The 26,709-nt window shown below is 51.2% G+C and carries 29 protein-coding genes; 17 read left to right on the forward strand and 12 right to left on the reverse strand.

What is annotated here, in order from left to right; translation table 11 throughout:
- The first annotated feature begins 133 nt into the window (after positions 1 to 133).
- From AACH55_RS21855 to AACH55_RS21870, 4 genes are read left to right on the forward strand one after another with little or no spacing between them, the layout of a single operon-like run.
- Complete coding sequence (locus AACH55_RS21855; protein WP_338716753.1) at positions 134 to 1,582, forward strand: hypothetical protein; 1,449 nt, start codon at positions 134 to 136, stop codon at positions 1,580 to 1,582.
- A gap of 12 nt (positions 1,583 to 1,594) precedes the next feature.
- On the forward strand, positions 1,595 to 1,882 hold the full coding sequence (locus tag AACH55_RS21860; RefSeq protein ID WP_017453338.1) for a DUF2523 family protein: 288 nt from the start codon (positions 1,595 to 1,597) through the stop codon (positions 1,880 to 1,882).
- Positions 1,883 to 1,884: 2 nt separating this feature from the next.
- Complete coding sequence (locus AACH55_RS21865; RefSeq protein WP_338716754.1) at positions 1,885 to 2,952, forward strand: zonular occludens toxin domain-containing protein; 1,068 nt, start codon at positions 1,885 to 1,887, stop codon at positions 2,950 to 2,952.
- On the forward strand, positions 2,949 to 4,256 hold the full coding sequence (locus AACH55_RS21870; RefSeq protein WP_338716755.1) for a type II secretory pathway, component PulD: 1,308 nt from the start codon (positions 2,949 to 2,951) through the stop codon (positions 4,254 to 4,256). Before AACH55_RS21865 ends, AACH55_RS21870 begins: the two co-directional genes overlap by 4 nt.
- A 1-nt stretch (position 4,257) precedes the next feature.
- On the opposite strand, the gene AACH55_RS21875 is transcribed toward AACH55_RS21870, so the two are convergent.
- Entirely contained in the window at positions 4,258 to 4,557 is a 300-nt protein-coding gene (locus AACH55_RS21875; RefSeq protein WP_338716756.1) for a hypothetical protein, read from the reverse strand.
- A gap of 611 nt (positions 4,558 to 5,168) precedes the next feature.
- Here AACH55_RS21875 and AACH55_RS21880 point away from each other — a divergent pair.
- The 5 genes from AACH55_RS21880 (at position 5,169) to AACH55_RS21900 (ending at position 8,969) form a co-directional block, all read left to right on the forward strand.
- Positions 5,169 to 6,032: a hypothetical protein gene (locus tag AACH55_RS21880; RefSeq protein ID WP_338716757.1), complete on the forward strand. Its 864-nt coding sequence runs from the start codon at positions 5,169 to 5,171 to the stop codon at positions 6,030 to 6,032.
- Between the two features lie 87 nt (positions 6,033 to 6,119).
- The gene (locus AACH55_RS21885) at positions 6,120 to 7,007 is read left to right on the forward strand and encodes a tyrosine-type recombinase/integrase (protein ID WP_338716758.1); all 888 of its coding nucleotides are present in this window, start codon (positions 6,120 to 6,122) and stop codon (positions 7,005 to 7,007) included.
- Between the two features lie 207 nt (positions 7,008 to 7,214).
- Positions 7,215 to 7,730 (forward strand): type II toxin-antitoxin system antitoxin SocA domain-containing protein, encoded by a 516-nt coding sequence (locus AACH55_RS21890; RefSeq protein WP_338716759.1) that lies wholly within the window; start codon positions 7,215 to 7,217, stop codon positions 7,728 to 7,730.
- Positions 7,724 to 8,194, forward strand: a complete 471-nt coding sequence (locus AACH55_RS21895; protein WP_338716760.1) for a hypothetical protein — start codon at positions 7,724 to 7,726, stop codon at positions 8,192 to 8,194. The genes AACH55_RS21890 and AACH55_RS21895 overlap by 7 nt, the downstream gene beginning before the upstream one ends.
- Positions 8,195 to 8,459: 265 nt before the next feature.
- Complete coding sequence (locus tag AACH55_RS21900) at positions 8,460 to 8,969, forward strand: hypothetical protein (RefSeq protein WP_338716761.1); 510 nt, start codon at positions 8,460 to 8,462, stop codon at positions 8,967 to 8,969.
- Positions 8,970 to 9,199: 230 nt separating this feature from the next.
- Here AACH55_RS21900 and AACH55_RS21905 read toward each other — a convergent pair whose 3' ends face one another.
- The 3 genes from AACH55_RS21905 to AACH55_RS21915 all read right to left on the reverse strand — a co-directional run bounded on the left by AACH55_RS21905 (position 9,200) and on the right by AACH55_RS21915 (position 11,965).
- Entirely contained in the window at positions 9,200 to 9,745 is a 546-nt protein-coding gene (locus AACH55_RS21905; RefSeq protein WP_338716762.1) for a hypothetical protein, read from the reverse strand.
- Positions 9,746 to 9,759: 14 nt separating this feature from the next.
- Positions 9,760 to 10,704, reverse strand: a complete 945-nt coding sequence (locus AACH55_RS21910; RefSeq protein ID WP_338716763.1) for a tyrosine-type recombinase/integrase — start codon at positions 10,702 to 10,704, stop codon at positions 9,760 to 9,762.
- 283 nt (positions 10,705 to 10,987) lie between these two features.
- Positions 10,988 to 11,965, reverse strand: a complete 978-nt coding sequence (locus AACH55_RS21915; RefSeq protein ID WP_338716764.1) for a hypothetical protein — start codon at positions 11,963 to 11,965, stop codon at positions 10,988 to 10,990.
- A gap of 549 nt (positions 11,966 to 12,514) precedes the next feature.
- Here AACH55_RS21915 and AACH55_RS21920 point away from each other — a divergent pair.
- The gene (locus AACH55_RS21920; RefSeq protein WP_338716765.1) at positions 12,515 to 12,814 is read left to right on the forward strand and encodes a hypothetical protein; all 300 of its coding nucleotides are present in this window, start codon (positions 12,515 to 12,517) and stop codon (positions 12,812 to 12,814) included.
- 265 nt (positions 12,815 to 13,079) lie between these two features.
- Here the strand turns inward: AACH55_RS21920 and AACH55_RS21925 are convergent, their stop codons facing one another.
- From AACH55_RS21925 to AACH55_RS21950, 6 genes are all read right to left on the reverse strand, one after another.
- A complete protein-coding gene (locus AACH55_RS21925; protein WP_338716766.1) occupies positions 13,080 to 14,324 on the reverse strand; it encodes a hypothetical protein in 1,245 nt (414 codons plus the stop codon).
- Between the two features lie 659 nt (positions 14,325 to 14,983).
- Positions 14,984 to 15,715: a zonular occludens toxin domain-containing protein gene (locus AACH55_RS21930; protein WP_338716767.1), complete on the reverse strand. Its 732-nt coding sequence runs from the start codon at positions 15,713 to 15,715 to the stop codon at positions 14,984 to 14,986.
- A 3-nt stretch (positions 15,716 to 15,718) separates the two neighbouring features.
- Complete coding sequence (locus tag AACH55_RS21935; RefSeq protein WP_338716768.1) at positions 15,719 to 16,006, reverse strand: DUF2523 family protein; 288 nt, start codon at positions 16,004 to 16,006, stop codon at positions 15,719 to 15,721.
- 5 nt (positions 16,007 to 16,011) lie between these two features.
- Entirely contained in the window at positions 16,012 to 17,403 is a 1,392-nt protein-coding gene (locus tag AACH55_RS21940; RefSeq protein WP_338716769.1) for a hypothetical protein, read from the reverse strand.
- A gap of 387 nt (positions 17,404 to 17,790) precedes the next feature.
- On the reverse strand, positions 17,791 to 18,012 hold the full coding sequence (locus tag AACH55_RS21945; protein WP_338716770.1) for a hypothetical protein: 222 nt from the start codon (positions 18,010 to 18,012) through the stop codon (positions 17,791 to 17,793).
- A gap of 309 nt (positions 18,013 to 18,321) precedes the next feature.
- Entirely contained in the window at positions 18,322 to 18,651 is a 330-nt protein-coding gene (locus AACH55_RS21950; protein WP_338716771.1) for a hypothetical protein, read from the reverse strand.
- A gap of 252 nt (positions 18,652 to 18,903) precedes the next feature.
- Here AACH55_RS21950 and AACH55_RS21955 point away from each other — a divergent pair, with 252 nt between their 5' ends.
- Positions 18,904 to 19,569 (forward strand): hypothetical protein, encoded by a 666-nt coding sequence (locus tag AACH55_RS21955; RefSeq protein ID WP_338716772.1) that lies wholly within the window; start codon positions 18,904 to 18,906, stop codon positions 19,567 to 19,569.
- Between the two features lie 112 nt (positions 19,570 to 19,681).
- Here AACH55_RS21955 and AACH55_RS21960 read toward each other — a convergent pair whose 3' ends face one another.
- Positions 19,682 to 20,650, reverse strand: coding sequence for a hypothetical protein (locus AACH55_RS21960; protein WP_338716774.1), 969 nt, complete (start codon positions 20,648 to 20,650; stop codon positions 19,682 to 19,684).
- A gap of 94 nt (positions 20,651 to 20,744) precedes the next feature.
- Positions 20,745 to 21,074, reverse strand: coding sequence for a hypothetical protein (locus AACH55_RS21965; RefSeq protein WP_338716775.1), 330 nt, complete (start codon positions 21,072 to 21,074; stop codon positions 20,745 to 20,747).
- Between the two features lie 227 nt (positions 21,075 to 21,301).
- On the opposite strand from AACH55_RS21965, the gene AACH55_RS21970 reads away from it, so the two are divergent.
- From AACH55_RS21970 to AACH55_RS21995, 6 genes are all read left to right on the forward strand, one after another.
- On the forward strand, positions 21,302 to 21,625 hold the full coding sequence (locus AACH55_RS21970; RefSeq protein WP_061790570.1) for a hypothetical protein: 324 nt from the start codon (positions 21,302 to 21,304) through the stop codon (positions 21,623 to 21,625).
- Positions 21,626 to 22,183: 558 nt separating this feature from the next.
- Entirely contained in the window at positions 22,184 to 22,420 is a 237-nt protein-coding gene (locus AACH55_RS21975) for a hypothetical protein (protein WP_061790620.1), read from the forward strand.
- Positions 22,421 to 22,585: 165 nt separating this feature from the next.
- On the forward strand, positions 22,586 to 24,034 hold the full coding sequence (locus AACH55_RS21980; protein ID WP_338716776.1) for a hypothetical protein: 1,449 nt from the start codon (positions 22,586 to 22,588) through the stop codon (positions 24,032 to 24,034).
- 12 nt (positions 24,035 to 24,046) lie between these two features.
- Positions 24,047 to 24,334, forward strand: coding sequence for a DUF2523 family protein (locus tag AACH55_RS21985; protein WP_017453338.1), 288 nt, complete (start codon positions 24,047 to 24,049; stop codon positions 24,332 to 24,334).
- A gap of 2 nt (positions 24,335 to 24,336) precedes the next feature.
- Entirely contained in the window at positions 24,337 to 25,404 is a 1,068-nt protein-coding gene (locus AACH55_RS21990; protein ID WP_338716777.1) for a zonular occludens toxin domain-containing protein, read from the forward strand.
- Positions 25,401 to 26,708 carry a type II secretory pathway, component PulD gene (locus AACH55_RS21995; RefSeq protein WP_338716778.1) on the forward strand — a complete coding sequence of 436 codons (1,308 nt, stop codon included), beginning with the start codon at positions 25,401 to 25,403 and terminating at the stop codon, positions 26,706 to 26,708. Before AACH55_RS21990 ends, AACH55_RS21995 begins: the two co-directional genes overlap by 4 nt.
- The last annotated feature ends 1 nt before the right edge of the window (position 26,709 follow it).

Below are 26,709 nucleotides of genomic sequence, written 5' to 3' on the forward strand. Positions count from 1 at the left end.
CGCTGCATCGTCCTTTTTTTCGTCCATACGAAAAGGGGGAAGGCGTGAATTACTCGAACTGGTGGTATCTGATCGCATTCGCGTGGGGCATGGTTTGCGCGTGGGCGGTGGTCGTCGGCCTTGAGGTTTCGAAATGAAGCGCGCCCATTTCCTCTTGCTCGTAGCGCTGTGGACCGTTTGGCTGGATGCGCGTAGCGCTAACGTGCCGGTTTCGAAAGTACAGAATGCGCTTGCCGGTGTGATTCAGGCTAAAGCCGTATCCAACGGCATTTCCGCATCTGATCCCCGGTTGGCAAATACGTTGGTGCGTTCTTCTTACCCTCTGACGGATGCTGTGGTGAAGGCAACGCAAGCCCAAGCTGCTGCCGGTGGCACTGCTGCCGCCTCTAGCACGCTGGTAGCTTGGGGGACGGTCGGTGCGATTGTCATTGGGGCGCTTGCAGTGGCCGGTGCTGTTGGCTGGGCTATCGGCTATCTTGGAGCAAAGTGGTACTACGGCAAAAACGGAAGTGTGCAAGTTGGCGATAACCCTAACTCGATCAATACGCCTGCGGGCCTCGCTCCTCCGGATACCGTTTATATCTTTTCCAATGCAGTTGCGACTTCTCCGGCCACTGCTTGTTTGGGTGCATCGTATTCTGACTTCACAATTTCCGGTGGACATGGTACGCAACGCGCTGTCTTGAACTCAGACGGTTTCTGCCACCTAATACGCACCGTTGTTTCTGATACGGGCGGCTCCTATACGGAAGACAATGGCTCGCTGGGCGCACCTCAGAAATCTTCCAACAATAAAACGCTCTGTCCCGGCATCAAGCTCACGGCCTCAAACGGCGTCTGTCCCGCTTCCAATTTCAAAGAGTTAGCTGCTGCCCCTTCGATGAGCGCTGCTGACGCGGCCAAGTCACTGTCCTCCTCTGATCTGGCAGCGCCTTTGCCAACTCAACCCATTGCCGATATCGCCAATGCAGCGTGGCGAAGCGCTGCAGGTTCGTCCGGCTACGATGGTCTGCCGTATGATGCCTCCAATCCGATCACAACCGGCGATGTCTCCAATTGGCAATCCTCGCATCCCGATTACTGGCCGACCGTAGGAGACTTCGCAACACCTCAGCAAGCCACACCGGTAGATCCGGGCACCGGCAATGTGACCAATCCGATTCCGAGTACTGGCCCCGTTTCTAGTTCGCCGGCTAGCTCGTCGCCGTTTGGATTACCTACTTCCAGCACTCCGCAATCTTCCGTTGATCCGTCCAGTTCGGCACCGAATGCAGGCAGCAATCCCAGCACTCAGCCGCTGGAAAACCTCGGACCTGATCCCGGCATTGGCGCTCCCTCCTTGGAGCCCATTCCAACGGCCACGCAAATTATTGCGCCCACGCGCAATATCTTTCCGACACTGAAATCCTTCGTTGTCCCTAGTGTGGATGTGCAATGCCCGACTTGGACTGTTCCGGTTTTCGGCAAAGATATCGCGTTGAAGGATCACTGTCCGCTCCTGGAGCAATCGAGGTCTTCCCTCTATGCGGCAATGGCCGTGGTCTATGCGCTCCTAGCGCTGTTCATTGTCCTTCGCTCATAAGGGGAACAAGTCATGTTTGGCATCGTTCTGTCTGCGCTCAATGCCGTCCTTGCATTCGTTCTGCGGTCGATTATTGTTAAATTCGTCGTGTTCTTTGCACTGTTCTTTGTGACGACTGAATTTATGGCTGTCATCGTGCAATTCCTTCCGACTGGCGATCAACTCACGAATGCCTTTGGCGGCATTCCTAATGCGGTCTGGTATTTCCTGAACCTATTCAATATCAAGGCCGGGATACCGCTTCTGCTCTCGGCCTACGTGACGCGCTTCACGATTCGCCGCATCCCGTTGATTGGCTAATCATGGGCATCAATGTCTATACCGGCCTGATGGGCTCCGGAAAAAGTTATGAGGTGGTGGCGGAAGTCATCGTCCCGGCGATCGCCAAAGGGCGGCGCGTCGTAACCAATGTGGACGGGATCGATGGAGACAAGATCCGCGCCTACATTGGAAAGACATACAAGCCAGTTCCTGAGCAACTAGGCGAGGTGGTCCATGTGACAAATGGTGATGTCGCGCTCGCCAATTTCTTTCCCTATTACGACGACAAGAAAGGTGCGCATACCGATACCATCGTTCAGCCTGGGGATTTGGTCTGCATCGATGAGGCGTGGCGATTCTGGCCTGCCACTGGTGCGAATCTCTTGCAGGAGCATAAGAGCTTCTTCCTTGAACATCGGCATTTCACCAATGAGCAAACGGGAGTGGCCTGCGATTTGGTCCTGATGATTCAGGACATGTCTACGCTGAATCGCTTCGTAAAGAACGTGGTGGCGTTCCACATTCGCACGCACAAGAAAATATCTCTAGGCATGCCCACGCATTACAGCGTGTCGATTTTCGAGGGGAATAAGCAGAGCAAGGCAGCGCGGATCAGTGTCGAACTGCGCAAGTACCGTAAAGATATCTTTCCTCTGTATTCCTCATTCAAGGGCGGGGCGGACGGGAAAATAGTCAATGTCGATAAGCGCCAAAACATGCTGGCGCGTAAAAAGATCTGGATGACGGCGGGTGTTCTGTTGGTGGCCTTGGTGGTTGGTCTGTACAGCATCAATCGCTTTTTTCATCCTAAGCCGGTCGCCGAATCAGCTCAGGCAGGGAAGCAAGACGCGAATGCTAACAACGCAAAGCAGTCTGCGTCACAGACCGCAAAGCCCGCATTCTCGGACGCGTGGCGGATTGTAGGGACGGCGCGATTCGGCACGACAAGCTATGTCGTCATTGCGGATGAGGCTGGACGTTTGCGCTACGAATCTCCCTCAATGTTCGTCCAGATGGGACCGCAAACCATTGGGGAAATTGATGGTGCCAAGGTGACGCGCTATTCCGGCGCAGTCATTCATCCAGTTCATATCGAGGGGAAGAAATGAAGCGCATGATTACTGCGTTACTGATGGCTTATAGCGCGCTCGCGGTCGCTGCCCCTGCTGGCCCGTTGCTTCCTTTCATGCCCTTGTCTATGCCGCTTCCCGCTGGTGCGCCGCCACAGTCCGATAGCGCAATGGAGTTCTCGCGGGTGCGCGTGGCGGAAGCGGTTGAAGCGATGTATACGCAGATCCTCAAAACGCCATACCTGATACAGCCTGAAGTCGTAGCCGATGAACGGCTTGTCTCATTCCGCTTCGGCACTGGCGTTTCTGCTCGATCTGAAGTTTCTCGCTTCATGGGCCTACTCGGTTTATCAGTGCGCACAGTGAATGGCGTTGATATCGTCGGGATTGTGAAAGAAGTGGAGCCGGACAAAGAGCCGTTCATCTATCGACCGAAGTATCGGGATGTGACGTATCTGGTAGAGCTATTGCGCGGCCTTTTCCCGAAAGGGGAATTTACCTCCACGCGCTCTGTTCACGGTGCGCCGCAAGCGATCACGGCAGATGCAGCCACCGGTCAATCGAAAGCGCCTGCTCCTGCAGGGTCTGCCGCCTCTCTGCTTGATACCGATCCTGATGCGCTGGTGTTCAATGGGACGGAAACAGACATCAAGAAACTGTCCGGGTTGCTTGCGCAACTGGATACGCGCCAAGGGGAAGTGATGGTACGGGGCCAGGTGTTTGAAGTCGCCTCCAATGGGGCTGAAGGTTCGGCGTTTTCTCTCGCGCTGCATCTGCTCGGCGGCACCGTCTCTGCGGGCGTTTCGCAACCTTCCCCGCTCGATGGTTTTGTACGCCTCAAGAATGCGTCCATTGATGCCGTCTTTGCAGCGCTCTCCAGCGATAGCCGCTTCAAGACGATTTCCGCGCCATCGCTACGTGTTCGGTCTGGTGCCGCTGGTCGCTTTGCTGTTGGTCAGGATGTGCCTGTGCTGGGTGCGATCAGTTATCCGGGGAATGGAAGCGCTCCGGTGCAGTCGGTGGAATATCGCAGCTCGGGTGTTATCTTCGATCTGAAACCGATCGTGCGAGAGTCAGTAGTGGATTTGACAGTCGGCCAGCAGCTATCAAATTTCATCGTCACGCAAACCGGCGTCAACAATTCGCCCACGCTGACCAAGCGCGAAGTCAGTACGTCCTTATCGGTCGCTGACGGTGATGTCGTCATCATCGGTGGTCTTGCGGAGAATCGGGAAAGCTCAGGCCGCATTGGTTTCTCGTTCCTGCCTGATTGGATGCGCTCCAACACCGGGCAGAACAGCAAGACGGAAATTCTTCTCGTCCTTCAGGTGTCACGCCTATAAATCAGGTGCGGATCAAACGCCCACTCTTGTACTGGAAAAGCGTATGCAGGATATAGCCGTCATAGTCCATGATCCGCGCCACCAGTTGGCGCATGGTCTTGCAGAAGAATTGACGGCCATCTGGGCGCGTCCAGATGAAGGCAGCACCCTTGCGCATCAGATTGCGGACATACAGCGTCAGACGCAATTGCTTCCACGGCGGGACGAAGTTGGACGGGGCCAGCGCCTTACGTGTGCGCTTGAAATGGGCGAAGTAGGGCTGATACGGGAAATGCAGCAGGGGCAGTTCTGGTTGTTCCATGATCGCGCCTTCGAGGTGGTGTTAAAGCTGACCGGGTTCCTAGATTCGGAGCCCTCCGTAAGACCGGCGGTTTCGGTCGTTTCGACTCCTCCGCCTGCCGCCGTTTTCCTGAGTTCTTCGCCCGATGATCGAATAGACGGCGCATGAGGCTTTTGCCGCAAGGGGGAAGGTTTGTAAAAGCGCGGTTGCTCGCGCTTTTATGAATACCCCCTTGCGGCAAAAGACGCGCCGGCTATCGTTCATCGGAAAGGCGGAGAACTCTGGAAAACGGTGGCGGGTTGATCGGAGAAACGGCCTCAACTGCCCATGAGTGCAAAGCACTCACAAGTCAGGTTTTATGCGGTTGATCCAAGGCGCTGCGGCGCTCGATGAGGGCGGGGAATTTCCGTTACGCGTAACAAAAAAGAGGCGCAGCAAGATCGCGCCGCCCGCAGCTTGCGAGGACGGCGCGAGCGAAGCGAGCGCCTAGACTTGTACCTAGAACACTTAAGGAAAACACAGAAAGAACAGCCTTTTCGGCGAGTTGGAAAAGTGGTTTTTGATAGACGTAAAAATACCCGGATCAGCGCGCCAACGCTGCCGGGCTCACACAACGCTAGCGAGGAAAAATTGTGCTTACAACGAGTATAGATAAGGTTGCGGCTAACGCCAATCTGAAGGCTTCATTGGGTTCATATTTTGCGGGAACAGATGTGCAGCGTTGGAAAACGCTGACAGTGACCGAATTCCCCAACTGTATCGAGGTGTTTATCGATGAGAACCGCGAGACATATAGCGATGGACAGATTTTCGATTATTCAACGGAATGTGAAGAGCCAACTAAACGAGGTGAAGGCGATCATGAGAAAGCTCGAATTGTGGCAGCACGGCGGGCGAAGACGAAGGTACGAAGGCTGGCGAAGATGCTCCAGGCAGATTGCTTGCTGACGCTGACCTATCGAGAGTGCGTGACCGATTACACACGCGTTGAGGCGGATTTCAAAGCGTTCCGAGAACGTCTGCGGAGTGTTGGCGACTTCCATTACGTTGCAACTCTGGAAGTACAAAAGCGAGGTGCATTACATGTCCATATCGCTTGCCAGCAATTTCCGGCGTGGCTTCAGGATGAGCATGGGGTCCGCGTTCGCAGTTGGAACCTGATTCGCTCTATGTGGCGGCGAGTCGTCGGAAAGGATAACGGTAATGTTGATTTCACTAGACCGCGTGGCCGTAACTCGGCGCATCGGATCGCTAGCTACATCAGCAAATATGTTTCGAAGAATTTGGAAGAGGCGCGCTTCAACAAGAAGAGCTATTGGGCATCACGCGGGATCGCCAAGCCGAACCAATACAAAATTTATTTTAAAGCCGATACCGACAGTTTCGACATTGTTGTACTCGTTGCACAAGAGTTTGCGATGCGAGGCTTTGATGACATCACTCAGTATCATGACCGGCTCAACTCGTTCTATTGGTTTGCAGCCGCAAAGAGTTAGCGTTCCACCGTTGAGGAAATTTGAGAAATTTTTCCCACGAAGTGAGATTAAGATTCAACGCTTCTTTACACGTCGAGGGGATGTGTAGTGGTTTCGCCGGTTACATGGAGTGATGCAGAGGAGCGCTGGAAGACGGAGCGCTCTCATAAAGCATCAATGTTTTCTGATGAATCTATTTTCCGATGGTTGCGCCCTCACCTGGCACATGTGGCTCTGGCCGATATCGACCGTGATGTTATCAGGGCTTTGCGTGACCGCAAATCGCGCAGCGGCGTGCGTGCCGCCACCATCAATCGTATGCTTTCGCTATTGCGCGCGGTTCTCAATTTGGCCCATCGTGAATGGGGATGGATAGAGGAACCTCCCTTTATTCGATTGCTTACTGAACCTCGTTCGCGCATCCGTTTCTTGTCGCGCGATGAGGCTGTTAAGCTTCTTCACGAACTTCCTGAGCACCTCTCTGACATGGCAGCTTTCAGCCTGGCTACAGGCTTGCGTAAGACCAACGTCACCGGACTTGAATGGTCACAGGTAGACATGCGCCGTCAGGTCGCATGGGTGCATCATGACGAGATGAAGAATAGACGGGCTCTAGCTGTTCCATTAAATCAGGATGCATTGGCTATCCTTGCATCGAGATTGAACCGTCATCCTCGTTTCGTCTTCACTTATCAAGGTGAGCGCATTCAGCAGACATCTACAGCTGCTTGGTATAAAGCTCTAAAGCGTTGTCATATCGAGGACTTCAGATGGCATGACTTGAGGCATACATGGGCTAGCTGGCATGTACAGGGAGGGACTCCTTTGCATGTCCTTCAGGAACTTGGCGGCTGGCGCACTTACGATATGGTTTTAAGATATGCACACTTTTCTGCTGCACATTTGGCCATTTATGCGGAAAATTTAGGGGGCCTTATACGCCGCCCTATGTTCGCGGACTCATCTGCTATGGCTGATGCTCCGCCGTTTCGCTAAATATTAGCAGTTTTTATTAGAAAATTTCCCCAAGGAAATTTTTGATAAAGAGGTTCGCTTCTTGTTTTTTAGCCAAAGAAGGACTTTTCACTGTTTCGTAACACAAATTCCCTAAATTTGCTGTATAAATGAACAGTATGTGGAAAACTGGGAATTGTGTCCCCATATCCTGTAGCATCACGCGTACAAAGTTTTAAGGAGAGAGCAATGTATGATCCAAAATCAATAGCGAACTTCTTTTTAGAAGCTGCCGCCCGAGAAGGACAAAGCATTGATCCAATGAAGTTGCAAAAATTGGTGTACTACGCTCATGGTTGGTTTGCTGGACATTTTGGGAAACCGCTCATTAATGAGAACGTCGAGGCATGGCAGTATGGGCCAGTAATACCTTCGCTTTATCACGAATTTAAGCCTTACGGTGCTGGTGCAATTCGTAGCAAAGCAAAGGGTTTCGTGAATGGCTCTTTTCAAGATGTACCTCTGCCGACAGACCCCGGCCTGTTGCACTTTTTAAACAATGTTTGGAATAGCTACGGTCCGTACACCGGTATCGCGCTGTCTGAAATGACTCATGCGGCAGGCAGCCCGTGGGATATCACATGGCGTAATTCTGAAGGTATGCACGGTGCTGATATCCCATTTCCTACTATCCAAGAGCACTTTGGTGAGGCTGTTCGACGTATTAATCCAGCTCAAGCGGCACAGGGAGGCACTGCATGGTGACAAGCCGTAGGGGGGGAAAGGCGGCTGCATCTTCTGGTGAAGCCGCCTCTGGGTCGTCTGAAAGCGGGCTGCCGGGTGCACTTGAAGCTAATGATAAAAACGGGCTCGTAATTGACCCAAGCGCTGAAAAGTCATCTAAACCTGCCACCAACGGCAAGAGCAAAAGCAAAGCACCTACTGGTAGGGATGAACAAAAGTTCTTCGAAGATACCGGGCGGGAATATGAGCTTCGTCAGAATGAGCAGGATCTCGGGTGGCTTGGGAAATTTTTTGGTAACACGGCTGCTCCTACCAATATTGCTGGTCTCATCGCAATTGTATGCGTCTGTGTATTTATTCTTACGTTGTTCCTGCCTGTTGGCCAAGGCAACGATAGTCAGCGGTTAGCAGATGCACAAAAGTATATTTTTGGCCTAATCAGCTCTGCGCTCGGCTTTCTTTTTGGTGCTTCGAGAAGGAAGTAGTGCGATAGTGGCCTTGGTAAGTCATTGGCAAGATTTAGTGCGCATATTTTAAGATCTTCATAGCTTTGCGTCTTTTAATGGCGAACGAAGATCGGATTGAAAATCCTTGTGTCGGTGGTTCGATTCCGCCCCGGGCCACCAAATACGAAGCGGACTAACTGTGAATAACGGCTAGTCCGCTTTTCTACAATTCAACGCTGTTTTCTACAATTCACCCATCAGCTACTCGTTCTAGAGCTTGTGATGGAGATTAAAAAAGAAAAAAATGGCGACAGACCCACGCGATGAAATTTGGAATGCTGCATATTTCAGCTATTACCAAACTTACTATGCCGAGATAGTAGAAGACGCCCTAATCGGTCGATGGTCCTATTTTGATCATGTAACGAAAATTGCTGCTGCCGTTACTTCCGGCAGTTCCGCTGTTGCAGGATGGGCATTATGGAAACATCCTGATTATTCTTGGGTGTGGCCGCTGCTCACTACAGCGAGCGCGCTTCTCGTAATCTTCGCCAAACAACTGACGGTGGCAGAAAAACTGCGCGACCACCCTAATAGTAGGATTGTATTTTCGACGCTCCGCATTGACCTGGAGAGCTTCAGAGTGAAAATGCGCATTAATCCTGAGTTCCCAATCGAATCATTCCAAGATGAGCTTCTAGGGTTTCGCAAGCGTTACGCAAATGAAATCAAAAGACTGAAGCACGATGTCCTCCTGACCCAAAGCCTAAGAGAAAAATGTCAGGTGGAGTTAAATAACCGCGTCAAAGAATAATTAACGAAAGAGAATATGAAAAATACCTTAGACAGCAACCAACAGCCAATTCCCCTTACAGAAAGGCATGCGCCCCCAAATCCGCCGCCGCCACCACCTGCGCGACCCAAGTAATTGGCTGGAATGCTATTCATATTCCAGCCACCGGCCCCAACGGGAAATTTACATCACAAATAAAACTAGTACAGATGGTTTTTGGGGAGAAGCCCGGCTAGGACAGCTAAAAATGCCTAGACAACAGGATTTGCCTGCTCGCTAATCTTCTTCTTGAAGTCGGCCGAGATTGCCTCGAAATTCTTCTGAGCCGCAATAAAACTATCCGCGGTCAACTTACTTTCGGCAGGATCACACAAAAACTGGGCGATCTTCCTACGGGCATCATCGACTGGTTTATAAGCTTCTGCCAAAAGAGGAAAATGCACGTTCAAGAGCATTTTTATTTTTTGGGCTTCCCCAGGGAGCAGCATTTCCGATGGCTTCGTAAGCTCCATAACTTGGGAATACGACAGCTTCTTGAGATAGCATCGCAGATTGTTCAAATAAATCTTTGAGAATTCGACTTCCCATTTTTCGTATAAGAAATAAATCTCTTCGACCTTTTCTAATTTTCGTTCCTTATCCTTCTGCTTATTTTCAGATTCAAGATTGAATTTGGCGAGCCTATGATTAAAGAAATTAGTAATCGCTACCCCCGACAAAGTCGCTATCGCAGCTATCGCACTACTTAAAACTATCGCGATGTCTTTAAAATCCACACAAGCCATCAATTCCTCCATTTAAGCCCTTCACATTACTTCCTCTTCAACAGCGGGCGCACTATCTCGCCACGTCGCTCCCTTGTGTAAATCTCTGTTGTGCTTCTATTTTTATGCCCCAAGAGACTCTGTGCATGAGCCAGATCCTCAGCATCCGTCGCGGCTTTCGCCCTTATATCTCTGAACTGAAAACTTACACCGGCTTTTTTCCTTGCGATATCGAACCGAGATCGAAGCGCAAAGTAAGTAAGCGAAGAGCCATCAGCGTCCTGCAATAGCATCTTATCTGACGACTGACGGGGTTTCTGCATAATTCGCTGAACAACCTCTGCAAGCTCCCCCTCAATAGAAATTCTTAGCTTCTTCCCTGTCTTATTCTGCGTAATCGCTAGCTTCCCGTCATGTATGTCATCAGTCGTAATTTTCAGCACATCTGCCGGACGCTGGCCAGTGTATAAAGCCAAATCCATTGCGTCTTGGACAGTGGGGTGAGCGCACGCCCAAACAGATCTATATTCATCATCAGAGACATATCTGTCCCTAGCCTTTTCCTTATGACCTTTTATGCCGATACACGGATTAGTTAGATCTGTATATCCCCATGAGCGTGCGTGATTAAAGATCGTACTGAATAATGCCTTTTCTCTGTTTGCCCTGACCTTCGAAGTCTCACCTCTGACGCGCAGATACTCCGCAATATCGTATGGCCTAATGACATCAATTGCTATGGATCCAAATACGGCCTCTAGCAACCTAAAATATTGCTGATAATCACGCTGAGTATGCGCTCTAAGCGTTGGCAAGACCTCCCGCATATAGCGAGCGCCTACCACCGAGAATGTCTTGTCATCAGTGCTAACCGGCTCACACTCGATTTCTGCCCACAGCCTTCGAGCCTCGTTTATATCGTCACCTAGTGGCGTCCACTTTCGAGGAGAGCTACCTGACACATGATAGTACCGTCCATTCTTGAGATTCATGCGAGGAGGTAAATTGTGATTATTTTGTCGCCTTCTTCCCATAATTATTTACGCAGCATTTTTCCAATAGCAGAAAAATTTGGACGCTTCAAATCCTCTACAACCAAACTTCTAGACTGAACATCTTTCCCTAGCATGCGTAACTCAAAATACGCTCTCGCCACTTTCGGTCGACGCTGTCCGCTCACCTCGAATTTCCAGTTATGATTTCTCAACCATAGAATCTGATGAGAGCAGTAGGCGTATCCAGTCAATTCACGCAACTCATCGTTCGTCAAAAATATCAAGCAGCCCCCCGATCCTCAAATTTAGGAGCTGTAGCAATCCAGCACACTCCAAGTGCAGAATTTGCGAAAAAATTCATTCCATCGTTGTTATCTGTTGCCGCAATCTGCATGACGTGCGAATAGGCCTCAAACTCTGTTGTACCGTAGGGGAGTTGGTAAAAATTCTTTTCTGGCACAACGATTCCCCGCGAGGTCCAATAGCGTTTCTTATTCAATCCGTGGGAACCTTGATCCTTGGAGATATATTTGCTGATGTAACCAGCCAGCTTATGCGCTCCATTTTTACCAAATCCAAACTTGTGCGGGTCGCGAACATTAATTTGTCCACCTTGCTTACCATCTGGCCCCAAACCAACAATACGCTGCCAAATTGAACGAATTAGCTGATACACCTGGCGCCCATGGACAGCGACATGAATATGAAAAGCGCCACGCTCCTGACGCTCTACAGTAGCCACATAGTGAAACTGCTTATACCTGGACATACGGCGGCGAAAAGCGTCCCAATCCTTTAACAATCTCACCCAATCCTTCATATTTTCTCTATAGGTCAACGTCAGCATCCGGTCTGCACGAATAGATTTACAACGAAGACGTACAGCCTGCCTGGCACGTTTAGCGCTGTCATCATTATTTTCCGCACGCTTTTCCGACTCTCCCCGCTTAGCTCTATTCGCGTATGGAAGTGGCCCGCTTTGTTTTATACGAACGAAGCGACTGGCGCATATCTCCCGCTGCCCGTCCGGAAATTGCCTGTCGTATACCATCCACGTAGTCTTAAGGACTGGGCCATCATCCAGCAGCCAATTTGCGGTTTCCTCATCTGTTGCAAGCCGACATCCATCCGGCTGGAAATCATTGTTTAAAAAAGACCCATCGCCTATATTTCTAGTCATTAGCGCAACCCTATTTTTGCGTTGATCATGGAGACGAACACTTGCCGGTGTTGCGTCTCTTTTTATTTTTAAAAACAAAAACCTATTTCAAAACCACTGCCAATTTCTGCCCCCGAGGCACCAATCACTCTTCGCCATCCGTTAAGTGTCCCTAATACAAGTTTAGGCGCGCGCTTCGCTCGCGCCGTCCTCACTACGTTGCGGGCGCCGCGACCAAGCGCACCGCCACACGTGGGATCACTTACCAAAATCTCCGACAGCTAACGCCGCGACGCAGGCAATCGGACACATAGAACCTAATCAGTGAGTGCTGCGCACTCATAGGCGCTTGAGGCCGTTTCTCCGATCAACCACCCGCCGTTTTCCTGAGTTCTCCGCCTTTCGATGAACGATAGCCGGCGCGTCTTTTGCCGCAAGGGGGCATTCATAAAAGCGCCAGGATCCGCGCTTTTACAAACCTTCCCCCTTGCGGCAAAAGCCTCATGCGCCGTCTATTCGATCATCGGGCGAAGAACTCAGGAAAACGGCGGCAGGCGGTGGAGTCGAAACGACCGAAACCGCCGGTCTTACGGAGGGCTCCGAATCTAGGAACCCGGTCAGCTTTAACAACTCCTCGAAGGCGCGATCATGGAACAACCAGAACTGCCGATGCTGCATTTCCCGTATCAACCTTACTTCGCTCACTTCAAGCGCAAGCGTAAGGCGCTGGCACCGTCCAACTTCGTCCCGCCGTGGAAGCAACTACGCCTGACGCTGTATGTCCGCAATCTGATACGAAAGGGTGCTGCATTCATCTGGACGCGCCCGGATGGACGGCAATTCTTTTGCAAGAACATGCGCCAATTAGTGGCGCGAATCATGGATTACGATGGCTATATCTTGCGCAATATTTTTAACTTCAAAAACGGGCGCTTAATCCGCACTTAATACCTGTTCAGTAGGTACCAGCGCGGCCACCGTTACTCTTGGCGTACCGCAAGCGTCTCACCACCACCATTCCCGCGTCCGGCTTAGCGAAGGTAACTACTGGGCTTCCTGGATAGAGACGCGCTCTACGCAAGAGACGTGGATTAATCTTGACCCATAGCTTTCCACGACGAATTTTGATTTGCGACTCGGCGACATACCTCACGCGACCAGTGAAGCGCTCACGGATTTTTTTTATGCGATTTTGTGAAAGTAGCGTCATAGATTAAATACGCGTCAGCTTAAGAATAAGAAGAATCTCTGTCTTTGTATTGCTAAAGTTTGTCGACTGAAAGAACTTCGGAAGAAAGGAAATTCCACTGCGTGAATTACTGTTCTTATCCTCTGCAACGCCGCCTATCACGACCAATTCCCCGTCCTCCATGGACAGCGCAGTTTTTATCTCACGCTTTATCAATGTCGGCGAAGCATTCACCCCCGTGTTGGTACTGACAAAATTGGAAACCTGTTGCGTAAGATCAAGATCCACTATGGACTCACGCACTATTGGCTGGAGATCGAATATGACACCGCTCGACCTGTACTCGACGGATTGCAACGGTGTATTTCCATTTCCGCCATAGCTAACTTGAGACAACACAGGAACATCCTGGCCGACGACCAGATGCCCTGTTTCCCCCGAGGTCACGCGCAAACTCGGCGTTGAAACCACGTTGAAACGGCTATCAGAAGAAAGGTTCGATAAAACAGCGCTGATGCTGACATTAGCGAACTTGAAAACGTTCGCCATGGGGTCAATTGCTTGACCAAGCGAACCACTGACTTTTCCTCCTAAAAGATTCAGCGCGATATTGAACGCGCTTCCGTCGCTATTGGAGGTTTGAACCTCGTACAAAATAGCTTGAACCATGACACTTTTCTTGGGGGTATCCACCTGCGGCAAGACTTGCTTCAGCCGAGCAATCTCCTCAACTGACCCCAGAAATACCAACGTGTCGCTTCTTCGATCAATAAGTGCAGCAGCAGAGCCACGGGGGACCGATTGTTGAGGCGCCATGTTTTCTGGAGCAGCATGAATTGCCTTTTTCGCGGTGAACTGGCCTTTGAATAGCGGAGCCAAAAGATCACTCAAGTACGACCCATCCCTGTATCGAGGCCGATACACATATGCGTCGGCGGGCAGCTCGACCTGCGCCTCTTTAACCTTCTTCGCGATATATGTGATTCCGTCGCGATTAGTAACCATTAAATCGATCGATTCGAGAAAACCAGAGAGAAATCGGGAGAAGTCCCCCATCTGAGCATCGTATCGAAAGGAAACGATCCGTTTGTCCGCCAAGACCTCTGGGTCAATCACGTAAGGCGTGTCTTTTGTTTCTGCAAATATCAACTGAACGACCTCTGCAATCCGCACTTCGCGAAACTCCAAGTGTGATGGCACCACCTCTTTCTTCCCGGCGAACGACGGTATTGCGAAACACAGAAGAATCACAAACAATAATTTTTTCATGGTCGTTAAGGGCGATTAGTAGGCATCTGGCCAAGAGGAGGCAGAGGAGGTTTAACTACGGCATCGGTGCCCACAGGTCCGCCAGCAGACCCTGTCCAGATCGTCACTAATGATTGATCCACACTCCCCGTCATTGAATAGCGTGATCCACTGAAGAGCGAGGGAGACTCAACTCTTAAAACACCGCGAGAATCAGCCAGCACAACGAATGACTCATTACGCACCATGTAGCTGCCGACAATACGCCATATCTCACTGCGCTGAAGCGGCGCTATTGGATCTGGTGAACCTCGGGGAGCCGGTTTTGCAGCGATTTCAGATTGAGCAACTGACTTGTCAGGTGCTTCGTTGCTTTGTTTAGGATGAAAGAAGCGCCATATAGCAAATCCGCAGCCCAAAGTGACTAGAACCCATTTCATAAATAGGCGTGAGATGCGTTCTGTCCAGAAAGGGCGCTGGCAAGGCGCGCGACGCGTCGTGTGGCGGTGCCACACGCAAGGAGCGCAACGCGGCCAGCGCCCTTTCTGGACAGAACCCGGAGGGAGCGGCCCGTTTGGGCGAATTGCTGCGTTACGAATTTGGGTCAAGACGCCCAGTCTTGACCCAAATTCGCGCCTTGCACTTCATCCCAAACGGGACTCGCTCGCACTCACGCCTATTTATGAAATGGGTTCTATTAAGAGGGTTCCCAGAGTGATCCAGATCCGCTTTCCACTAAATTTATTCTGCCGCTGATCGACCGTCTCAGTCTTTCCACTAACTCCACCTTTAAACGAACTATAGAGAGGGAAAATCTCTTTTTTATATTTGCGTATCCACGTACCAACCAGCGTCGCCTTATTGAGCTTGTATCCCTCCCAGCAGTTGATGCTGTAGGTATTGTTCATGCCCAACGACACCTTCTTATGCGTCTTAAACGTGAAAGCAACAACATTTTTTAAAAATCGATTTAGCGTACTGATGTCCTGCACCATCAAGACAAGATCACATGCCACACCAGTCTCTTCATCAGTGAAGTGCCCATGCTCTAGAAAAAATGACTGATGGTTTTTGTGAATCTTTCCAGCGCCCCAGAACCGCCATGCTTCATCGATGCAGACAATATCCCCCGGCTGGACGACAGTGTTGACGTGAGCGCTCTTCATGTCATCGAAATAGGGAAAAAAATCTTCCCGAAAGACGTCCTGATTATCGACATGAATTACTTTCCCCAAAGACGCGAGAGGAATGTTTTGTTTTTCAAAGATATATTGATGAATTTTCGATTCGGAAATGCCGTCGATATTCGTCACCACGCGTCGACCACGAGCGATTGCTGGCAAGATTACTTCCGACACGACCTCATAGCTTTTTCCAGAGCGCATCAGGCCGGTATATGCATTGATGGGCATAAGCTATCCGATGATAGGTAAGCGGCGAATGACAAATCGCGTCACGAATGCGGATAGCAGCGCTGGCATTCCGTAAGAGATATTGAACAGGTCGAGGAAGTACCACACCCCACTCGGCACTCCCGCCAGGGAATTTGTTAGGCCCGAGGCTGTAGGCAAGAGCGGAGAAAGTATTTGAAGAAACTCAGTGACAACAAAAAATAGGCCGAAGTACAAAACGAACTTCACTATCACTGACCTGAAGACGAAGCCAAGGAGAACATTGACCGCTGACGCTAAAATCGCAAACATGATTCTCAGGCCCTCAGGACGATAAACATAGCAGCGATGGTCCAAACGAAGGCCATCGTTGCATACAGTGTTGCTCTGATCGATTCGAGAAGATCGCAATGCACGCTCAATACCAGCGATTTACCGAACAAATTCATGGTCGGCTTGGGACAGATTGAGTCATGAGAAGGAACCGCAAAATTCTTCACCGTTGGAAAGAGGTTCAGCAGCGGGTCAAGGATCATTTTCGCGGTCGGGGCTGATTCCAGCGCTGGCGTCGTGACAGCCGGGTCAGCTCCGAGATCCACCTGAACCTTGTTGACGACGTTCACATTCGGAGTGTTTACCACGTTGACGTTTGTTCCTACGCCCGGATCGGTACCAGGATTCGATGAAGGTTGTCCTGGCGTTATAGACGGAGATATCGGTACGGCTTGACCTGCGCCGCTCGACACGGGAGCGATAAGTTCCGAATTACTAGGCCAGGTAGATGGATTAGCCGACTGCACACTAGCCGCGTCGGCAGTTGTAACCGGGTCTGTGGTGGAATATGGAACGCCCTGATAGCCAGGTTGAGACGCGGCTCGCTGCCACAGCATGTTGGCCAAAGCTGCGATTACTGAGGCGTCGGCGGCCTTATCCAGTTCCGTTTGAGGGACTGCGGCCGCGATATCAGAAATCTTTCCTTTGACTGTAGCCGAATACAAAGAATTATTGACCATACTGAATTGATAGGTGCCAACCATCCAAGAGGATTGAGGCGTTGTATTTCCACCAGATCCAATTCTTCTTGCGCCGCACGTAATGACAGAACTCACTTCAGCACTGCATGGCACATCGAACACGGCCCCCGTACCACCGCCTATATTGATCCATCCCTGAACCGCTAGCTGCATGCAGATAGTTGGATCATCGCAGTACACGCTAATACCGTGGAAATTGAACGGCATACCATTGGGAATTCGCAACCGAGTAGACCCCACTAAATGGTTAAGACTGTCCACTTTCAAGCCGCTTTGAACATATGTGTTGCTACCGCTAGGCGTGGTCACTGTTCCAGTTGGCGTACTGGCGGTCGTTCGCAGGACAAATTTTGCGGCAGAACTATCGTCATCAAAAAAGACCTTGTAAGCGCCATACGCAAGACCGCCGACGATAGCCGCAGCCCCCAAACCGGCAGCTAATGAAAGCCAAACTGGCGCAGTAGCAGCAGTCGCGGCGGTTACTGCAACATCAGCAGCGATACCCGCTGCAACGGAGGCAACTCCTGTATAAGTGACCGCAACCCTTGGGTCGTTGGCTGCAAATCCTCGCCGTATTGCCGTTTTTTCGATGGTCTGAGCAACAGCCTTATTGACCGAGCCGGAGAAATTTGGAAGTGCTCCGGCATCGACTCTCAACATGACCAGCAGCCCCATCACGAAGCAAAAAATGTGTTTACACATAGTCAAAGAAATTCGATAGGAATAGCCAGAGCGATTAGTACGACGACCAACAAGAGAAAGAGCGCGCGCTGATAACCGATTAACTCAAGAGGTCGGCAGAATGCGTGGATAAATGGATCTGACCAATGATCAAAATCGTCATTCAGAAACTGGAAGGCAAGGGAGAGGAAATAGAAAATACACAGGACTAGAAAAATTATCTTTTCCATAGAATCATCCGTTCTTTAAACCTTCGATTACCGCCCATGCAGAAGCGATCCCCCACATGAACATCGCTAGATACCAAAGCTGATTGATCGTCATCACACGCTCCATACACAAAAAATGGGGTGCAGCTTCGCACCCCACTGGCACTTCCGATTAGCCGCCTTTCAGCATGGCCAGCGCGATCTTCGCGCCCTTCACTGCGATGTAAACAACAGCCAACATGCCGGCAATCGACAAGACAGCCGTCGTCACTGTGCCGAAGTCCACGGCGGACGTCAGACCGGTCATATCCGGACCACCTCCAGCCGCCATTGCCGAACCTGCTACGGCGGTAGTGACAACAGCGGCCATACCGCGCTTCACGAATTTGTTCATAAATTTCTCCTATAAAAATCCGGATTACCGTCCGGTCGGTTACTCGCTACCTGCGAATCATGTTTAGGATCGTTCCGGCCGACTTCGAAACTAAGAACAATCCCACTACAAAGCTGAATCCCATTCCCCAAAGTCCCGAGGCATAGGCATAGTCAAAAGGCGCGTTCTGGGCCTCGACGCTCGATGCCTGTGACTCATCAATCAAATATGCTTTGGCGACGGTAATCGCCGTTCCTGCAGGACATGGGGCTTGGGAAAATTGAGAGGGAACGCAGACCAGGACCGTCTGAACTGAGCCTGCTGCCATTTCTACGCAGCTTTCTTTTCTTGTTCTTTACTTGAAGACGGACGTGCGCTAGGGGCTCCTGCGCCGATGGGATGGAGATTGGTCAGCCTGGCGCCGATACGCAAAGTTTTATCGACGGCGATTTCAAATTCAGCGATGTAATCGCCAAGAGGAGTATCTCGAAGATGCTTAGGCATCATGAGTTCCCCAACAATCACCTGCGGCCCCTTCTCGATATTTTCGGAAGTGATAACGCATTGTGCGAGTCGTATTTCCTCTGGCTCACCAGTATTTTTATTGCGATAGGGAATGACTTTGTAACCAACGAGCTTGACCAAATGTTTCGTATCCATGCGATTTCCTCAACTTTCGAATTGAATTGGGGGCGTTAGCCCTGAGCAAAAATGCGCCGAACCGCGCAAAAGTCCTATATTTCCGGGTTTTCTAAGATCCAGGCATAAATGACTATGTAAAAAACACCATATAAGGTGTAATACTCACCAGTCGAGGTCAATTTATCACGATAAATGTATGGCGTCAACGAATTAGTGATAAATACACCCTAAGACGATAGAATTACTCAATGAAATGAAAGGGATTGCAGAATGGAAACATTTACCGACAAGCTGTCAGATCGCATGAAATTGCTGATTGATGTTCAGACCGACAAACGTGGAAAATTTGGGCAGCTAGAGGCCATGACGGGCATTCCAGCGGACAATTGGAAAAGCTTTTATTACGGTCGCCAACGGCCGAACCCGGACATGATCGAAGCTGTGGGAACGGCATGGCCACAGTACGCAGTGTGGCTAGTAACTGGTCAGGACGTGCCCGAACTCGGTCTGCTCAGACCGGATAGCAAAGACCTTGGCTGCAACATAGGTCCTTACCTGAGCAGTAAAATTGCAGCAGCACAAGTTACGCGCGAGCTAATGCTGAAATACTTCGAAGAAAAAGAGCCAGACAATTCCGAATCACATGACTCGATATCAAAGGCTGCTGAAAGGCACATTCATAATGCCCATCATGTTTTGAAGGGAGAGCATGATCCAGAAGGCAGATACTCGGCTGCAATGACGAAGGTCCGCGTGGAAAGAGAAAAGCACCAACTGGAGATAAGTGGACTGCCCCAAGCCGTATACAGCTTTGCGAAATCGCTGAAGGCATATCCATGGATAATCGAAGATACCGCTCAAAAGAATTTCAATGCGCTGATGCTGCAAGCGAAGGAAGAAAAAACAGTCTTTCAGAACGGCGATGGAAGCCAATAAAACGCTATATCCATATAATGAAGAGGCACTCTGAAAACAGTTTCCATCTTCCAAAAATGAAAAAGGCCTAAATAATTTAGGCCTTTTTTTTCTAGGATTCTCAACGAAACAATCAAATCACGATGATTTGCTTTTGATGAGTTAGATGAAAATTTAGCGGTAAGTTTTCCCAGAATTTAACCTTTGAATCAGCCTTCTTATTAGGCTGCTTCGTCACATCTCTCCTTCCCCACTCGCCAAACACCACGACATCGTCGTCTTCTTTGAAATGCGCTAAAAGGCGTTCATCATAGACAGTAATCGCCATCGAAGTTTTATTGACCACTCCATTCTCATCGGGCTCTTCGTACGCTTGATCTAACGACACGAGCCAATAGGCTGAACCTTTTTCGTACTTCGACTCTCGCCGCGTTATCTTATCTATTTTTCCTGAGACAGCAACAGGATAGGGATGAGTCATTTTTCCCAAAAGTCGATACAAGCGTTTGTAGTCGTCTACCTCAAAAAAGAAGTCTTTCCAAAAAATCTGCGTCGTACCGAACTTCAGAATGAGATGGTCTTCGATTTCTGAATGCTCTTCACAAAATGCTCTCAACTTCATAACGCGTGCAGCGGTGTTCAGATAAGAATTGAGACGTCCGGCACTCACATATTTCTTTTCTCCACCTGGACGCCCAGCTTTTACCTCATCTTCACCAGACTGCTTTGTATTTCCAACGTCTTTTTTCTTGGGATTTTCGGGAAGCAGCAATCGAAGCTCAAATACGCCATCTTCGAATTGTCCGATGAACTCCGGGGTTGATTCAGCGGCAGCAATAGTTTTCACTTGCCCTAGGACATTGAAAGTGCAAGTGTCCTCGTGCACTACATTTTTCTTAAGCTTGAAGTAATGAGGAACGATCACTCGCCGTCCGTTCCTCTCGGGATTCGACCCCGCGTTATAGACAACTTCAGATGCACATTTTGCGCATCGATAAAGGGCACGTGGATTGAATTGCGCCTGATCCAATGCGACCTCGTTACCACCCGCGTCCCTAGCATGCGACATCTTTACGCCCATAGTGCCCCTCAAGATTTCCATGTGGAATCTTATTCTACAATTTTGCAGAGCTTGCGGTGCAGAAAGGTTTTGCGAGTCGCCGAATATAACGTTTGGTAGAGCGAAATATTAATAACTATATGTTTTTAAAAGAATTTTCGGATGATTGAAAATCCTTGTGTCGGTGGTTCGATTCCGCCCCGGGCCACCAAGATTTCTCGGAAGAGGCAGCAGCGCTGATCGGCGTCGCTGCCTTTTTTGCTTTCTCGGCCTCCGCCATGAGGACGAGCATATCTCCACGGTCGATTCCGGCCTCATCTGCAATTCTCAACGCGGTCTCCGCATCTGGCGTACGCCCCTTCTTCACATACTGATGCAGCGTGGTGTAGCTCATATCCCAGTCTTTTGCCACGCGATAAAGCGTGCGGTCTTTGATTGCCTTGTTAATTGCGTCTTGCAATGTCATGGCACCCTCTCCTATCAAAATCACAAAATCAATTAAATAAATTCAACGGCAAAGCCGCGTTATCACGCGTCGATAAAACTCGTTTGAGTTATACTTGCCCTGCGTTATGACTCGATTGAGTTGCAAACTCAAAAGTTTTATAACTCATTTGGAACGCATTATGGCACATGCGTTCTCCCGCCGTTCATTCGCCCTGCGTGGGTCCAAAACTGTTCAAAGGAAAAACCATGTCTGCAATCGATAACAAGCACCTGATTGAAATCGTCTCCGTCCAAGAGTCCTCCGGCGTCAGCCGCAAGACCGGCAATCCCTGGAAGATGTACCGGGCTCAATGCGTGGTCACTGGCGGCGACAACGGCGCGAAAGTTGGCGAACTGCTGTTACCTGATTCGCTGAAGGACACGATTCCCGGTAAGTACCTCGCAGAATTCCAACTCGATGTGAGCTTTGAGCGCCTCGTTGTTCCTCGCATCACTGCACTTCATCCGCATGGCGGTGGTGCTGCACGCCCGCAAGCCAAGCCTGCTGCTTCTGCCGCCGTGCCAGCCTGACCATGAAACAGGCGGCGGATAAATTCACGGCGGATCTGTTTAGTAGTCCCCGCCGTGGCCGCCCGCCGAAGCTCGCACCTAAAACGAATGCACAACGTCAGCGCGAGTTTCGCCAGCGGCGCAAGTTCGATTTCCTAATTTCCGTTACGCGTAACGATAAATCCGATGCCTAAGTACGTCCTGTACTGCTCGCAAGATGCCGCACCTACCGTGTCAGTAGACGGCAAGCTCTCGTGCGACGGCGGTACATCGGCGCTACAGGTCGGGTTGCTGGAAACAACGCTGGATACGCCGGATGCATCGTCAGTGGCTGGTGTCTGGACTGCCGGTTTCTCCTTGGTGATGGCGTGTTTCCTGATCGGGCGTTGCATTGGCGCAGTACTTCAAATGATTCGGGAGGGGTGATGTCAACAGGTGCAATAACAGGACTATTGGCGGCAGGCGTCGCCGCTCTGTGGGTGCTGGACTTCGTGTTGATCTTCCGCGCTTTCTGCTAAAGATTTGCCTATCTCGGGCAAGCGCTGCCGGACGTTTCCGGCGTTTTATAGGGGTAAAACCATGCAAGTGCTCTCCAAGTTCAAGAAGGGTGCAGCCGTCGCCGCTGCTGGTGTGGCGGCAGTCGCTGCTGTGCCCGCTCATGCTGCTGGCACCACGGTGGATCTGAGTTCGATCACCGGTGCTGTCTCGTCCGGTGACATCGTGACCGGCGTTCTGGCCATCGGTGCGGTGCTGGCCGTGGTGCATGTGACCGTGAAAGCGGCCAAGCTGGTGATGGCGTTCCTGAAGTCGGCCTAAGGTTCGCCAAGCTGTAATCAGGGACGATGTAGCGCTGCATCGTCCTTTTTTTCGTCCATACGAAAAGGGGGAAGGCGTGAATTACTCGAACTGGTGGTATCTGATTGCATTCGCGTGGGGCATGGTTTGCGCTTGGGCTGTGGTCGTCGGCCTTGAGGTTTCAAAATGAAGCGCGCTCATTTCCTCTTGCTCGTAGCGCTGTGGAACGTTTGGTTGGGTGCGCATAGCGCTAATGTGCCGGTCTCGAAAGTACAGAATGCGCTGGCCGGTGTAATTCAAGCAAAAGCCGTATCCAACGGTATTTCCGCATCTGATCCCCGCTTGGCAAATACGTTGGTACGTTCGTCTTATCCGCTCACGGATGCTGTTGTGAAGGCGACGCAAGCCCAAGCTGCTGCCGGTGGCGCTGCTGCCGCCTCTAGCACGCTGGTAGCTTGGGGGACGGTCGGCGCTATTGTTATCGGAGCGCTTGCAGTGGCTGGTGCCGTTGGTTGGGCTATCGGCTATCTCGGGGCAAAGTGGTACTACGGCAAAAACGGAAGTGTGCAAGTTGGCGATAACCCTAGCTCGATCAATACGCCTGCGGGCCTTGCACCTCCGGATACGATTTATATTTTTTCTAATGCAGTGGCGACTTCTCCGGCCACTGCTTGTTTAGGCGCATCGTATTCTGACTTCACGATTTCCGGTGGACACGGTACGCAACGCGCTGTCTTGAACTCAGACGGTTTCTGCCACCTGATACGCACCGTTGTTTCAGATACGGGCGGCTCCTACACAGAAGATAATGGCTCGCTGGGCGCACCTCAGAAATCGTCCAACAATAAAACGCTCTGTCCCGGCATCAAGCTCACGGCCTCAAACGGCGTCTGTCCCGCTTCCAATTTCAAAGAGTTAGCTGCTGCCCCTTCGATGAGCGCTGCTGACGCGGCCAAGTCACTGTCCTCCTCTGATCTGGCAGCGCCTTTGCCAACTCAACCCATTGCCGATATCGCCAATGCAGCGTGGCGAAGCGCTGCAGGTTCGTCCGGCTACGATGGTCTGCCGTATGACGCCTCCAATCCGATCACAACCGGCGATGTCTCCAATTGGCAGTCCTCGCATCCCGATTACTGGCCGACCGTAGGAGACTTCGCAACACCTCAGCAAGCCACACCGGTAGATCCGGGCACCGGCAATGTGACCAATCCGATTCCGAGTACTGGCCCCGTTTCTAGTTCGCCGGCTAGCTCGTCGCCGTTTGGATTACCTACTTCCAGCACTCCGCAATCTTCCGTTGATCCGTCCAGTTCGGCACCGAATACAGGCAGCAATCCCAGCATTCAGCCGCTGGAAAACCTCGGACCTGATCCCGGCATTGGCGCTCCCTCCTTGGAGCCCATTCCAACGGCCACGCAAATTATTGCGCCCACGCGCAATATCTTTCCGACACTGAAATCCTTCGTTGTCCCTAGTGTGGATGTGCAATGCCCGACTTGGACTGTTCCGGTTTTCGGCAAAGATATCGCGTTGAAGGATCACTGTCCGCTCCTGGAGCAATCGAGGTCTTCCCTCTATGCGGCAATGGCCGTGGTCTATGCGCTCCTAGCGCTGTTCATTGTCCTTCGCTCATAAGGGGAACAAGTCATGTTTGGCATCGTTCTGTCTGCGCTCAATGCCGTCCTTGCATTCGTTCTGCGGTCGATTATTGTTAAATTCGTCGTGTTCTTTGCACTGTTCTTTGTGACGACTGAATTTATGGCTGTCATCGTGCAATTCCTTCCGACTGGCGATCAACTCACGAATGCCTTTGGCGGCATTCCTAATGCGGTCTGGTATTTCCTGAACCTATTCAATATCAAGGCCGGGATACCGCTTCTGCTCTCGGCCTACGTGACGCGCTTCACGATTCGCCGCATCCCGTTGATTGGCTAATCATGGGCATCAATGTCTATACCGGCCTGATGGGCTCCGGAAAAAGTTATGAGGTGGTGGCGGAAGTCATCGTCCCGGCGATCGCCAAAGGGCGGCGCGTCGTAACCAATGTGGACGGGATCGATGGAGACAAGATCCGCGCCTACATTGGAAAGACATACAAGCCAGTTCCTGAGCAACTAGGCGAGGTGGTCCATGTGACAAATGGTGATGTCGCGCTCGCCAATTTCTTTCCCTATTACGACGACAAGAAAGGTGCGCATACCGATACCATCGTTCAGCCTGGGGATTTGGTCTGCATCGATGAGGCGTGGCGATTCTGGCCTGCCACTGGTGCGAATCTCTTGCAGGAGCATAAGAGCTTCTTCCTTGAGCATCGGCATTTCACCAATGAGCAAACGGGAGTGGCCTGCGATTTGGTCCTGATGATTCAGGACATGTCTACGCTGAATCGCTTCGTAAAGAACGTGGTGGCGTTCCACATTCGCACGCACAAGAAAATATCTCTAGGCATGCCCACGCATTACAGCGTGTCGATTTTCGAGGGGAATAAGCAGAGCAAGGCAGCGCGAATCAGTGTTGAGCTGCGCAAGTACCGTAAAGATATCTTCCCTCTGTATTCCTCATTTAAGGGTGGCGCAGACGGGAAAATAGTCAATGTGGATAAGCGCCAAAACATGCTGGCGCGTAAAAAGATCTGGATGACAGCCGGGGTTCTGCTGGTGGCCTTGGTGGTTGGGCTGTGCAGCATCAACCGCTTTTTTCATCCCAAGCCCGTCGCCGAATCAACTCAGGCAGGGAAGCAAGACGCGAACGCTAACAACGCAAAGCAATCTGCCGCACAGTCCGCGAAGCCTGCATTTTCCGATGCGTGGCGCATTGTAGGGACGGCGCGTTTTGGCACGACAAGCTATGTCGTCATCGCGGATGAGGCGGGCCGTTTACGGTATGAATCCCCTTCAATGTTCGTCCAGATGGGACCGCAAACCATTGGGGAAATTGATGGTGCCAAAGTGACGCGCTATTCCGGCGCAGTCATTCATCCAGTTCATATCGAGGGGAAGAAATGAAGTGCGTAATTACTGCGTTACTGATGGCGTACAGCGTGCTCGCGGTCGCTGCTCCGACTGGCCCGCTGCTGCCTCTGATGCCCTTGTCTATGCCGCTGCCGGATGGTGTGCCTCCACAGTCTGATAGCGCAATGGAGTTCTCTCGGGTGCGCGTGGCGGAAGCGGTTGAAGCGATGTATACGCAGATTCTCAAAACGCCCTACCTGATACAGCCTGAAGTCGTAGCCGATGAGCGGCTCGTCTCATTCCGATTTGGCACGGGCGTTTCTGCTCGCTCTGAAGTCTCTCGCTTCATGGGTCTACTCGGATTATCAGTGCGCACGGTGAACGGCGTTGATATCGTCGGGATTGTGAAAGAGGTGGAGCCGGATAAAGAACCTTTCGTGTATCGACCCAAGTATCGGGATGTGACGTATCTGGTAGAGCTATTGCGGGGCCTCTTCCCGAAAGGTGAATTCACCTCTACACGTTCTGTTCACGGCGCGCCGCAAGCGATCACGGCAGATGCAGCCACCGGCCAATCGAAAATGCCTGCTCCTGCAGGATCTGCCGCTTCACTGCTCGATACTGATCCTGATGCGCTGGTATTCAATGGGACGGAAACAGATATCAAGAAGTTGTCCGGACTGCTTGCGCAACTGGATACACGGCAAGGCGAAGTGATGGTACGCGGCCAGGTGTTTGAGGTCGCTTCCAATGGGGCTGAAGGCTCGGCGTTTTCTCTCGCGCTGCATCTACTCGGCGGCACTGTCTCTGCTGGCGTCTCTACACCTTCCACGCTTGATGGTTTCGTGCGAATCAAGAATGCATCCATTGATGCCGTCTTTGCAGCGCTCTCTAGTGACAGCCGCTTCAAGACGATATCCGCGCCGTCATTACGTGTGCGCTCTGGTGCCGCTGGTCGCTTCGCTGTAGGTCAGGATGTGCCTGTGCTGGGCGCAATCAGCTATCCCGGAAATGGAAGCGCTCCGGTGCAGTCGGTCGAGTATCGCAGTTCGGGCGTTATTTTCGATCTGAAACCGATTGTGCGGGAGTCAGTAGTGGATTTGACGGTCGGCCAGCAGCTATCAAACTTCATCGTCACGCAAACCGGCGTCAACAATTCGCCCACGCTGACCAAACGCGAAGTCAGTACGTCCTTATCGGTCGCTGACGGTGATGTCGTCATCATCGGTGGTCTTGCGGAGAACCGGGAAAGCTCCGGCCGCATTGGCTTCTCGTTCCTGCCTGATTGGATGCGTTCCAATACCGGCCAGAACAGCAAGACGGAAATTCTTCTTGTCCTTCAGGTGTCACGCCTCTAAA

The organism is Herbaspirillum sp. DW155, from assembly GCF_037076565.1.
In the GTDB taxonomy this organism is placed as follows: Bacteria; Pseudomonadota; Gammaproteobacteria; order Burkholderiales; family Burkholderiaceae_D; genus Herbaspirillum.